The sequence below is a fragment of the Thermodesulfovibrionales bacterium genome (assembly GCA_026417875.1).
In the GTDB taxonomy this organism is placed as follows: Bacteria; Nitrospirota; Thermodesulfovibrionia; order Thermodesulfovibrionales; family CALJEL01; genus CALJEL01.
This window is the reverse complement of record JAOACK010000007.1, coordinates 17,371-29,837: the sequence shown is the minus strand read 5'-3', so window position 1 is coordinate 29,837 and position 12,467 is coordinate 17,371. Positions and strand designations below refer to the sequence as shown.

The 12,467-nt window shown below is 41.7% G+C and carries 11 protein-coding genes; all 11 read right to left on the bottom strand.

Translation table 11 applies throughout. The features are described from left to right. Nucleotides 1–6: 6 nt before the first annotated feature. From N2257_02600 to N2257_02550, 11 genes are read right to left on the bottom strand one after another with little or no spacing between them, the layout of a single operon-like run. Complete coding sequence (locus N2257_02600) at nucleotides 7–375, bottom strand: response regulator (GenBank protein MCX7793286.1); 369 nt, start codon at nucleotides 373–375, stop codon at nucleotides 7–9. A gap of 3 nt (nucleotides 376–378) precedes the next feature. Next, entirely contained in the window at nucleotides 379–1,200 is an 822-nt protein-coding gene (locus tag N2257_02595) for a GAF domain-containing protein (protein MCX7793285.1), read from the bottom strand. Between the two features lie 21 nt (nucleotides 1,201–1,221). Further along, the gene (locus N2257_02590) at nucleotides 1,222–2,286 is read right to left on the bottom strand and encodes a chemotaxis response regulator protein-glutamate methylesterase (protein ID MCX7793284.1); all 1,065 of its coding nucleotides are present in this window, start codon (nucleotides 2,284–2,286) and stop codon (nucleotides 1,222–1,224) included. 2 nt (nucleotides 2,287–2,288) lie between these two features. Next, complete coding sequence (locus N2257_02585) at nucleotides 2,289–3,221, bottom strand: protein-glutamate O-methyltransferase CheR (GenBank protein MCX7793283.1); 933 nt, start codon at nucleotides 3,219–3,221, stop codon at nucleotides 2,289–2,291. After that, a complete protein-coding gene (locus N2257_02580; protein ID MCX7793282.1) occupies nucleotides 3,205–5,175 on the bottom strand; it encodes a HEAT repeat domain-containing protein in 1,971 nt (656 codons plus the stop codon). Before N2257_02580 ends, N2257_02585 begins: the two co-directional genes overlap by 17 nt. Then, the gene (locus tag N2257_02575) at nucleotides 5,162–5,638 is read right to left on the bottom strand and encodes a chemotaxis protein CheW (protein MCX7793281.1); all 477 of its coding nucleotides are present in this window, start codon (nucleotides 5,636–5,638) and stop codon (nucleotides 5,162–5,164) included. The genes N2257_02580 and N2257_02575 overlap by 14 nt, the downstream gene beginning before the upstream one ends. Then, nucleotides 5,635–8,487, bottom strand: a complete 2,853-nt coding sequence (gene phnD, locus N2257_02570; protein MCX7793280.1) for a phosphate/phosphite/phosphonate ABC transporter substrate-binding protein — start codon at nucleotides 8,485–8,487, stop codon at nucleotides 5,635–5,637. The genes N2257_02575 and phnD overlap by 4 nt, the downstream gene beginning before the upstream one ends. Then, nucleotides 8,484–9,239 (bottom strand): chemotaxis protein CheW, encoded by a 756-nt coding sequence (locus tag N2257_02565; protein MCX7793279.1) that lies wholly within the window; start codon nucleotides 9,237–9,239, stop codon nucleotides 8,484–8,486. The genes phnD and N2257_02565 overlap by 4 nt, the downstream gene beginning before the upstream one ends. A gap of 1 nt (nucleotide 9,240) precedes the next feature. Continuing rightward, complete coding sequence (locus N2257_02560; protein MCX7793278.1) at nucleotides 9,241–10,092, bottom strand: AAA family ATPase; 852 nt, start codon at nucleotides 10,090–10,092, stop codon at nucleotides 9,241–9,243. Between the two features lie 2 nt (nucleotides 10,093–10,094). Next, nucleotides 10,095–12,077 carry a chemotaxis protein CheA gene (locus N2257_02555; protein MCX7793277.1) on the bottom strand — a complete coding sequence of 661 codons (1,983 nt, stop codon included), beginning with the start codon at nucleotides 12,075–12,077 and terminating at the stop codon, nucleotides 10,095–10,097. Further along, nucleotides 12,074–12,442 (bottom strand): response regulator, encoded by a 369-nt coding sequence (locus N2257_02550; GenBank protein MCX7793276.1) that lies wholly within the window; start codon nucleotides 12,440–12,442, stop codon nucleotides 12,074–12,076. Before N2257_02550 ends, N2257_02555 begins: the two co-directional genes overlap by 4 nt. Nucleotides 12,443–12,467: the final 25 nt, after the last annotated feature.

Below are 12,467 nucleotides of genomic sequence, written 5' to 3'. Positions count from 1 at the left end.
ATTTTTTTATTTATTAATAAATTCATTGACAAGTTTTATGAGCTCCTGGGTCTGAATCGGTTTTGTTAGATAGGCATTTGCACCTATAGAAAGGGCTTTTTTTCTGTCTTCCTCTGCACCCTCTGTTGTGATCATAATGACAGGTATATCTTTGTAGGAGGGATTACTTCTGATAAGGCTAAGAAGTTTCAACCCATCCATAACAGGCATATTTATATCGGCAAGTATTAGGTCAACCTTCTCCTGTGAAAGCTTTTTCAGGGCATCCACACCATCTGTGGCCTCTATGACCTTTGAGTTCTGAATTCTCTTCATTGCAAAACTTATAAGCTGTCTCATAGTTGGTGAATCTTCAACCACCAGTATAGTGGGCATAAATTACCTCCTCGGCTTTTCCTTTAAAAGTTCAAGGAAACTCTGAATTGTGGTGAGTTTTCTTTCTGACTGAGTATATAACTTTGAAGAAAATATTGCGGTAGCAGCATGTCCTGCTAGGAGATTAAAGAGCTCATAATCAATACTGGTAAATTCTTTTTTCTGGACAAGAAGCGAGTAAATTACTATCATGCCTATCACATGCTCTTTAATCTTAAGAGGAATGCATACAATAGGTTTATGGGGATTAAATTCCCTCTGTCCTGTCATATCCTGAGCAAAATAGCCTTCTCCGCTCTTTGCCACCATCCCGACTATTCCCTCACCAAAGGTGAATCTTGGCAGCTCATAGAGGCTTATACCTTCTGCTGCTACAGGTTCAATGTCATTGGTTTTTTCATTTATGAGAAATACGGCAAACTTTTCGGCTCCTATAAGGTTGATTATGATCTCAAGAACAATCTTCAGGACCTCATCGAAATCAAGAGTAGAGTGGAGCTGATAGCTTGCTACATAAAGATTTGCCAGATTATTATTCTCCTGCTCCACTTCAAGATATTTCTGGGCAAAATCCTTGTTCTCCTCCTCAACTCTGGCATATCGCTCCTTAAGGGAATTAAGCTCATCTTCGAGGGCGGCAATCCTTTCCTCATAGAGCTTTATCCTGGCCTCATCACCCGACCTCGCAAGGGCTTCTTCAAGCTGGGCTATCCTGTAACGAAGCCTCTCGTTTTCCCTAAGGAGCTCTTTCGTGAATTCTTCTCCTTTCTTAAAGAGCTGAATAAATTCTTCTGCCTTTTTTGCTGCATTAGGTTCTTTCTCCATATCTATCTCCTATTGGGAATATTATCTCTTGCTACCTGCCAGCCTTATTATCTCATAAGGTATCTCATAAAGGGGAAGTACCCTTATTACAGCTCCTGCCTTTATTGCTTCCTGAGGCATACCAAATACCACTGCTGTCTCCTCGGATTCAGCTATAGTATAACCACCTTTTGACTTGATCTCAAGAAGCCCCTTCTTCCCGTCATTTCCCATACCTGTCATGATAACTCCCATACTGTGAGACCCGTAATGCTCAGCAATAGATGAAAACATCCTGTCAGCCGAAGGTATATATCTGTCTTCCCTTGTTGAATCTTCAAGGTTTATTATAATATTATTTCCTCTTTTCTTTAAAATCATATGTCTTCCACCTGGACAGATATAGGCGGTAGACTCTCTGACGGTTTCACCCTGCTCTGCTTCTTTTACTGTAATCCTTGAAAGTTTATTCAGTCTCTCAGCCAGGGAGGCTGTAAATCCTCTTGGCATGTGCTGGCTTATGAGTATAGGTGGCTGGAAATCCTCGGGAATCTTTGTCAGAACGAGCTGAAGCGCCTGGGGACCACCTGTTGAGGAGGCTATTCCTATAGCCTCTATGCTCTGCCTTTCTGAGCCTTTGTATCCGTCTATGGAGGCGCTCTCTCCGTGAGTCTTTTCGAGAAGGCTTAGATTTCTTTTCAGTCTTTCAAGGCTCATCTGTCTTACTGACCTTACCTTCTGAATAAGGTCATTCTTTATATTATTTAATTCCTGAGAGGCCCTGGGTGTGGGCTTTGCTATAAAATCAACAGCTCCTGTCTCAAGTGCCCTAAACACTGTCTTTGAGTCTGAATAGGAGCTCACAACTATAACAGGTGTGGGTCTTTCCTTCATCAGATATCTTAAAAAAGCAAATCCGTCCATCTCTGGCATCTCAAGGTCAAGGGTTATGAGATCTGGTTTGAGCTTCAATGTCTTGGCAATAGCATCGATTCCGTCAGTAGCAATACCTACTACCTCAATACCTTCCTCTGATTCAAGCATCTTCTTTATAGTCTGTCTGCTGAAGGCAGAATCATCCACAACAAGAACCCTGATCCTGTCCATATCTATAAAACCTCACCATGTTTTAAATTACCAGGTAAAATCTTCTGATAGACCACATCATTCTTTAGATGCCTCAAGACAAAAGAACTGGAAATATTGAGCAGAGACTCTGCATGCCCCAGCAATAAATACCCTCCATGACAGAGTTTATTATAAAACATATCTATTACCTTTTTCCTTGACTCCATATCAAAATAGATCAGAACATTCCTGCAGAATATCACGTCCATGGTCTCTATTAATCTTGTCCTGAAGGGGTCGAGAAGATTAAGATAACTGAAGGTTACAAGTTCCTTCACTGAATCCTTTATCCTCCAAAGACCAGCGCCCTCCTCCCTAAAATATTTTTTTATATAATAACTGTCTGTCTGTCTGAAGGAATTCTTTCCGTATACACCCTTTCTTGCAACCTGAAGCACCCGTTGACTTATGTCACTGCCTGTTATCTGTATATCCCAGCCGAAAAACCTTCCGTCCTCAAGTATTAGCATCGCTATTGTATATGGTTCTTCTCCGGTGGAACATCCACCGGACCATATCCTCAATTTTTTTGATCGCGTATTCTTTTCTCTGAGTTCTGGCAGTATCTCTTCACTGAATGCCTTCAGGAGATTCATCTCTCGGAAAAAATAGGTCTCGTTTACTGTAAGGATATCCATAATGGCTGAAAGCTCCTCTTCCTTTTTTGAATCATAAAGAAGAAATCGGTAATAATCCCTGAAATCATTAAGATTGAGAAGCATAACCCTTCTTGAAAGTCTTCTCTCAAGAAGATATTTTGAAGAATCATCAAAGTATAGACCGCAGTAATTTCTTATAAGATCTCTGAGAAGCCGGAAGGTCTCATCAGACATTGGAATAATCTTCGGTTCAAGCAGTTCGGAGATGTCATCCTTTCTGGGATGGGACGGAAAGGATTCAGGGTCTTTTAACATCCAGTATCTCCATGAGCATTTTCTTTATTGATTCATCCTCTTCCCTGTCAAGAAGGGCCTCAAGCTCAGCTATTATAGCAGGGTCTTTTGCTGCCCTCAGGGCCTTTACAGCAGAACTTCTTAAAATCCAATCATCACTCCTCAAAAATGGAAGTATCTTAACATGACCCGGTTCATAATCTGCAAGTGCCTCTATAGCTGTTCTCCTTATCTCCCTGTCCTCATCTTCCAGCATATTAATTATTGCTTCCATGACAGAGGGCATCTTAAAAACACTGAGTGATTCAATCGCTGATGTTCTCACAAATCCATTTGGCTCCTTAAGCATTGCCATAAGGTCACTGAGCGAGGCAGGATCTTTAATCTTTCCCAGAACCTTAATTGCTGCAACCTTGATAAAGTCATCTCTATCATGGAGTAGGGAACTCATTATCCCGACAACATCCTTTCCACCGATATCACCGAGACTGTATATAGCAGCAACCCTTATATCCCTTATCTCATCAGTAAGTGCTGTGTTGAGATACCTTTTTGCCTCCTCTGAGCCAATCCTCCTCAAGGCCTCAACAGCAGCCCTTCTGACAGAAGGATCGCTGTCTTTGAGTGCAAAGCCTATTTCCTGTGTAGCAGAACTCACTTTTAGAAGTCCGAGAAGCCTTGTTGCATTTCTTCTTAGCCTGGGGTCAGAAGAACCAAGCCAGGAACGCACCTCATGTATGTCAACAGCCTCGCTCAATACAGAAAGGGATTCACAGGCTGCTTCCTGGACATCTTCATATGGATCCTCTAAAAGTCTTTTAATATACGGAACAGCCCCGTGCTCACCTATCATGGAAAGCGCCTTCGCCGCAATTGCCCTGACATGACCGTCTTCATCATGAAGATAATCTATAAGTTTCTGGCTGTAAATTACTGAGCCAACCTCACCAGCTATGGTGGCAATAAATCTCCTGTAATAGGCATTCTCAAGATCGAAAAGTGGAAGAAGACATTCGGGTTTTGACCTGGCCATGAAGACTAGAGCCTTTTTTACATCTTCTGCATATTCTTCTTCCTGGGAGATCTCGAGCAGGGGCTGAAGGGCTCTTTCATTCCTGAGAAGCCCCAGAAGCATAATTGCAGAAATTCTGAGTTCGTGCTTATTACTCCAGGCATACCTAAGGCATATATCAATTAATGTATCTTCATCAAAAAAATTTTTTAAACAATCTGTAATGAACTCTGGCTGTACTCCCCGGTGATAAAATTTTACAATTGTCTTTAATGCCTCCTCCTGAACAGTCTTTGAAGGATCATTAAGAAGGGGTGCAATAAAGGGCAGTGTTGATGGTTCTGCAAACCTGGAAAGGGATTTGAGAACAGGCACTCTAAGAGTCTTTTTTGAAAGGGCCTCAACAAGATAGGGTATTGCCTTTCTATCTCCGATCCTTCCGAGCGCGTCAGCAGCAGGATAGGCTGTCCATAGATCATCACTCTTGAGTATCTCTATAAGGGCGTCTGTAACAGAAGACTCCTTCACCCTACCAAGATGCTCCACTGCTGTAACCTTTACATTATCATCCTCATCACTTAGGGCCTTGAGCATGAGTGGTATTGCCCTTCTGTCATCAAGACTTCCAAGAATATCAATGATGAATTTCCTTACATCTCTATCATCAGTATCAAAGGCCCTTATAAGATAGGGCGTTACCTTTTTGCCAAGTCTGGTGAGAGCCTCTATAGCTGTATTTCTTGCACCGGCATTATCTCCAAGATATAGTAGACCTATAAGTTTTTCCACATACTCTTCAGGTTGATAATCTTCAAGCAGTATCTCGAGGGCAGTCTTCCTTATTCTCCAGGATTCATCCTTCATTGCCTCAATAAGGGACTCCATTGCCTCCGGGGATGGTTTTCTTCTAAGGGATTCTATAGAAAGCCTCTTTTTTTCTATATCAAGTTCAAGCTGATTCATTGAAAGCAGAATCTCCCTGTTCTATATTTTTTGAAACTCTATTGATACTTGAGACCTCCTCAGAAGTGAAAAGGGTTTCAAGGTTGAGAAGCATAATAACACGGTCACCCTTTTTTGCAAAAGCCTTAAGATAGCCAGTCCTGAAATTTTTTAAAAGCTCGGGTGAACTGGATATCTCGCTATCATTTATCTCTATTATCTCCTTTACCTCATCTACAATAAGACCCAGCCTGTCATGACCAAAATTAACAACAACAATCATTGCCCTCTCAGAAACAGGAAGTCCGAGTCTCTTTCTCATATCAACTACGGGTATAATAATTCCCCTTACATTTATAACTCCCTGAAGGAAATCAGGAAGCTCCGGCATTTCAAAAACCTTCTGAGGTCTCAGGATCTCCACGATCCTCGGTATCTCTATTGCAAATTCCTCATCCTTTAAGGTAAATATAAGGTATTTCATACCTGCCTCAACAAACCAAGGTCTTTCATCATTATCTTTATTCCCTGATAATCTGAATCATCTGCCTCTGTAAAGCCTGTATAGGATGGATCTATCTGCCTTAGGATTTCCCTTCCATCGCCTGTTTCATTAAGCTTAAGGAGAGCATTCCTGAGCAGCTCTTTTTTTGGATACAGTGAATTATGAATGCATATATTAAATTCAGGTATATCATCAGAAACAGCTATAACTATAAGTCCCTGGCTTCTGAATTTCTGGGCAGTAGACTCAAGAACACTGCCTGCATCAAATTCTCCTTTAAGAACAGCCCTTGCTACGTCATCATGATGCCCCAGATAAACGTATTCTGAAAGATCTTTAAGTTCTATACCTGCATTCTTGAGCATTGACCGTGGCACTATGTGACTTGACGTTGAATAAGGGCTTCCGAAGGCAAAGGACCGACCCCTCAGGTCTTTAAGGCTCTTTATGCCACTGTCAGCCCTTGTTATAATCACTGAATGGTAGAAGGGTTTTCCATCCCTGACCGCTTTTGCCACTACACTGACATCATATCTCTCACGTGCCTCTATATATGTAGAGGGTGTCATAAATCCAATAAGAACCTTGCCCTCTCCGATTTCCTGAACTGCTGCCTCAAAATCCACCGGCACCCTGAGTTCAACAGACTGACCGAGCACTCCACCAAGATACTTGGCAAGCCCTGTAAATCTCCTGTACATCTCTGAGGGTGCTTCAAGAGGAACGACACCAAACCATACTATGTCTTTAGAAAGATCCATTAGTGTAAATCTCTCAAGCTCTGTTGATATTAATTCTGTGTCATTAAGCAGATCCTTTACTGTCCTCTCTATCCTGAGAGCAATAGACCTGTTTTCCTCGGGAAGATTTTTTATGCCGAGTATAGAATTCCTTATCTGGCTTGAACCAATCTTTTGTTCATTTATAGCCTTTGATATCTGCTGACTTTTTTCTGATATGAGTTCTACCGCCTTTGATATCTGTTCCATGCTCTGAGACTGTTCCTCTGTTGCCTTGGTAACCCTGAAGGATATGTCTTTTATATTTTCTATTGATTTCATAATTATCATTGCTCCCTTTGTCTGTTCAGAGGTCGCCTTAGCAATCTGCTCTGCCATTGACCTAACCCTCTCCATTGCATTCTCAACAAGTCTGATTGCCTTTGTCTGTTCAGAGGTTGCCCTTTCTATGGAGGCAGCCATATCGGAAGACTTCTTTGAGCTTTCAAGGATATTTTCAAAAGTCTCCCTTGCATCAACAGCAAGCTTTATGCCCTCATTAACGCTCTCAAGTCCCTCACTCATTGCACGGTATGCATCCTTCATCTCTGTAATTACTGAATTTACGATTGAAGCTATCTCCTGGGTTGAGAACGAGGTTCTTTCGGCAAGATCCCTTATCTCGTCAGCAACAACCGAAAAGCCCTTACCATGCTCTCCTGCCTGTGCTGCAAGGATCGCTGCATTGAGTGCAAGGAGGGCGGTCTGCTCGGTAATCTCATCAATTACATTAAGTATCTTCCCTATATCCTCAGACCTTGTTGAAAGCCTGTTTATATGCTCTGCTGTCTTCTCAACAGAGGATTTTATAACACCCATTCCTTCAATGGTCTTTTCAATTGCAGAAACACCGAGTGTAGAGGCATCCTGAGCAACCTGTTCAGAGATCCGGGCTGACTCCTTTGTGCTGGATTCAACCTCTTTTATGAAGGCAGATATCTCAGAGACAGTGCTCATTGTGTCCTCAGATGCCCTGAGCATCTCATCCGAGCTTCTCGCTATCTCCCTCACTGTAGCAAGAAGTTCTTCAAGGGATGAGGCTGCTCCTTCAACAGCCTGTGATAACTCGTGCATTCCCTCTGTTATCTGATTAATATTTGTGGATATCTGCTCCATGGATGCCGCTGTCTCCTCTGTAGAGGCAGCAAGACCATCAGTACCCTCTGCAATCTCTGAGATTGCTGAGTTAAGTTCTTCAACAGAAGATGAGATATTCTGCATAGCCTCTGACTCAAGCTGCGTTCCTTCAACGGTCCTCTTTGAGTCCTTCTCCACCATTGTTGCAACCTTTGATACCCTTCGTGAAACCTCCTTTACCCTTAGCAAGATTACACTTATTGCTCTCAGCGCCTCTTTAACAGAATGACTTAACCTGGCAATCTCATCCTCTCCTTTTATATCTACTTCATAGGTCAACCTTCCCTGTGCCATCTCCTCTGATGCCTTTTTAATAAGTCTTATAGGTCTCAGAACAGCCCTTGAAAGAATGAGATAAAAAACAGTGGCAAGGGAAAAGGTAGAAATTGAACCTATAATTAACAATAATATTAAAAATCTTTTTAATCTTGCAGTTTCACCTGATGTCAAATGGGATACCTTTACAGCGCCCAGTATCTTCAATTCTCCGGGATGGCAGGCCCGGCATGAGGGAAAATTCTCAAGGGGTGCATAGGTTATGATCCGGTCCTTCAATTGCATAGTGAGAAGCTTATTTGGCTCAAGTTTCTTGACCACTTCATATTCAACAGGAAGGCTACCTCTACGAAAAGCCTCTCTTCCCTCATGATTGAATACCTCTATTTGTTCAATTCCTTTTAGAGATTTCATATCCTCAATCATTCTTGATGTAATCTCGCCCTTACCTTCAAGCATTGTTCTTTCTATGTTTTTCTTTATGAGCTCGGCTGTGGTGGAGATCTTCTCCATTGATGTACTGTAGATATTTTTACTCATATAATAATAAATAAGGAGAGAGAAAAGCCCCACACCTATCAATGTTATAATGACTCCAGGGAGGATAATTTTATAGCCCAGTCTTCTTTTTATCATCCTTGCCTCCTGGCTTCTATCAGTGGTATCTCTATGACATCTTTCCTCAAAAGGGTAATGAATCTATGATCAATAACAAAGATAGCATCGATGAATGCCCTTTCCTTGTCAGTCATATTCTCGGGAAGAGCCTTCTTCTGGTCATCCCTTGACCTCAGGACTCCTTCAATCGCATCTACCAGACAGCCCACTGTTCCTTCTTTTCCTTCCATAATAAGTATTCGGCTTGTCTTCTCTCTTCTTGAATGTATTCCCAGAAGTTTCATTGACAGATCAATCACAGGGATTACTGTACCCCTTAATGAGGTTATTCCTATAACTGAATAGGGTGCAAGAGGGACAGGGGTAATAAACTGCTTCTTTAGAATCTCCTTTACATCCTCAAGCATAAAGGCATACTCCTCACCTGCAAGTTTAAAAACGAGGAGATTAACAGGTTCGGCCTCCCAAGACTGCACCTCTTCTTCAGGCATGACCGGAGACTCAATAGTATCAGGAGTTTTTTGTGTTATAGCTCTTAATTCCGATGGTCGGGTCTCAGGAGCTACTGTCATTTCTATTGATGTCTCTTGTATCTGTTCAGCCCTTTCTCTCTCTTCAGCCTGAGATACCTCATGTCTTTGAAATGAAATATCTTCCTTTTGAGCTCCTGATGAAAGTTCTCCTTGCGGTAAATCTTTCTGTTCCTGACCCTTAGCCTTTTGTTCGTCCGATAAACCCTTTAATTTCTTTCTAATCTTTGCAATATCCATTTTATCTTTCCCTTAATGCATGTTTTACTAATCTTTCAGAATTAGTTTCTATGAGTTCAAGCTCTCTTGCAGCCGCCTCGACTATCTCATGGTCAATCATGAATGCCTCCCTTCCCATTCCCTCAATTAAGGAGGCATTTGCAATATTGTTTATAACCCTCGGTATCCCACCTGAGTAAAGATAAATCCTTTTTATGGCCTCATCTGTAAAGAGAGGCTCCCTTCTTCCGGCTTTCAGGAGTCTGAAATTTATATATTCCTTTACCTCTTCTTCTGTTAATGGTCCTATGTGGTAATAAAGACCTATTCTCTGTCTCAGCGGCAGATATAGCTTATTCCTGATCCTTTTCTTTATATCGGGTTGAGCAACAAGTATGAGTGAAAGGAGGTTTTCTTTGTCAAGCTGAAAATTACTGAGTAGCCTCATCTCCTCATAGACCCGCCTATCACTAAGAAGCTGTGCCTCATCTATTATAATTACAGGAACAATACCTGAATTATAAAAATGATAGAGTCTTTCGTATATGAGCTCTGTAAGTTCCTGACGATTTGAGGGAACGGGCTCTGCCTCAAATCTTTTTAATATTATCTTTAAAAACTGAAGGGGTGATAGTCTTGGATTAAGGATAAGAACCACTTTGTATTTTGATTCATCAAGATTATCCATAAGAGCCCTTGTGATGGTTGTCTTTCCAGAACCAACCTCCCCTGTAAGGAGCACTATCTCCTTTTCCTCCACTGCATAATGGAGTCTTGCAAGGGCCTCTTCATGAGTCCGGCTCAGATAAAGAAATTCGGGATCAGGTGTCTTTGAAAAGGGTTTTTTGTTGAAACCATAAAATTCTTCATACATGCTCAGGCTCCTTTTGACGTGAATTTCATAAGTGCACTTTCCTGTAAAAAGGCATCCACATCAAGCACAAGTATCAGCTCATGTCTTCCCACCTCTGCAGCACCTGCATACCATTTGAGATTTTCAAGATACTTTCCTAGAGGCTTTATAACTATCTCCTGCTGACCTATTAGTTCATCTACTATGAGCCCGACCTTTTTTTCTCCTGTCCCAGCAACCACAACATAATGAAATTCAGATACCTCATGGTCAATGCCCAGGGCCTGTGAGATTCTTATAAGTGGCAGTACCGTCCCTCTGAGGTTATAGGCCTCCATCCTTTCTATGCTCTGGATGTCAGACTCCCGGATCTGAAGGGTCTCTGATACAGATGTAAGGGGAAAGGCAAATTTTTCCCTGCCAACCCTTACGATAATTGATTTGATTATAGCAAGGGTAATTGGAATCGTAAGTCTGAAGGTGGTACCCCTGTCAGGGAATGTATCAACCTCAACAAAACCACCTATAGATGCTATCTTTTGCCGCACAACATCCATTCCAACCCCTCTGCCAGATATCTCTGTTACTGTCTCCTTTGTGCTGAAACCGGGTGTGAATATGAGTTCTACGAGTTCTTCTTTTGACACCTCCTTATCTCTTGAAAGAATACCCCTTTCTATTGCCCTTTTCCTTACCTTTTCAAGGTCAATACCTCTTCCATCATCAGAAACCTCAATAACTACATGATTTCCTTTCTGATAGGCCCTGAAAGTAATCTTACCTGTTTCTGACTTTGCCTTTACCTTTCTCTCATCAGAAGATTCTATTCCATGGTCTATGGCATTTCTGACAAGATGCATGAGGGGTTCCAGGATATTGTCGGAAATGGATTTGTCTATCTCTGTATCTTCTCCATAGATCTCAACACTGACGGGTTTATTCACCTCTCTTGAATATCTCCTTAAGAGCTGATTGACCTTACTAAAAAGCTGGCTGAGTGGAACCATCCTTATTGCAAGGACCTCATCCTGAAGTTCATGGATCCTCTTTTCAAGGCTTGATGATATCTTATGAAGGTCAAAAACGAGAGACGATATTCCGGAGGCCTCCTTCAATTCATCGGCAACCCTTTTAATAGCACCCCTGGGGAGGCTGATCTCTCCAATGGTATTAAGTATCAGGTCGAGTTTATTTATATCAACCTTAACAGTGCTTGATGCAACATCAGAGGCAGGTCGCATGTCCGAGGGCTGGCCTGTTTCCGATTTTCGTTTTAGCTCCGGGGTCTTTTTTTCAGGATTCAGTATCGTCCGAGGCTCTATGCCATACTTAAGAAGTTCTTCCTTTGAAAGGGGTGAAGCAAAAAGAAGTCTGAATCCGATGGAATCAGGAGGAAGATCTGTCTGGGTCGGCATGGTGGCTATTAGTTCACCTGAAGACTTTATCTTTTCTGAAATCTGTTTAAGTTCTCTATCAAAGCTTGCCAGTGGAAAGGCAACATCCGTGTAATAAATACCTTTGCCTTCCTTTATATTAACCTTCAGTCTGCTTTCCTCATACTGAGAAAGGACACTCAGGATAGAACTGTCTATAAGGCCTTCAAGTTTTACCTCTTCCTGTTTTGTTACATGGACTGCTCTAAAAGTCTCTATATCTCTTACATACCGGGAGACATCGGGCAGGTTTTCTTCTTCTACCCTTGATACGAGTGATTTGAGTATGTCGATATTCCTGAGGATGAACTCTACTAGCTCTTCAGAAAGTTCAATCCTTCCCAGTCTCAGGTCATCAAGAAGATATTCAAAGACATGGCTCATATCTGATATCGATTTAAGCTGGAATAATCCTGATAGGCCCTTCAGGGTGTGTATCTGTCTGAAAAGGGCATTGACCGTATCGGGATTGAGACCTTTATTGAGACCTTCCTGTATCTCTATGGCAAGTCTTTCAGCCTCTTCTATCAGTTCCTCTGCCTCTAATATGAATTCCCTTCTTGATGCTTTCATAAACCGAGTACCTGTTTTATAGCCTCCTTAAGATCCTCTGCTTTAAAAGGTTTTGTAATATAGGCAGAGGCACCAAGGATCATTCCCTTCTTTCTGTCTTCCTCTCCTCTTTCTGTGGTGACTATTATCAGTGGTATATCCTTATATAAAGGGTTTGTCTTGACAAATCTGATAAGTTCAAGACCGTTAATGTCAGGCATATTTATATCGGTGATTATTAAGTGGAATTTCTCCTGAGGAAGGAGTTTGAGTGCCTCAAAACCAGAGCCTGCCTCAATAATATTGAAATCCTTTATTTCTTCAATAACAGCCCTTATAAGAGATCTTGTGGTCTCTGAGTCCTCAACTATTAGTATATTTTCCATATGGTTAATTCTATCAGATAAAGGA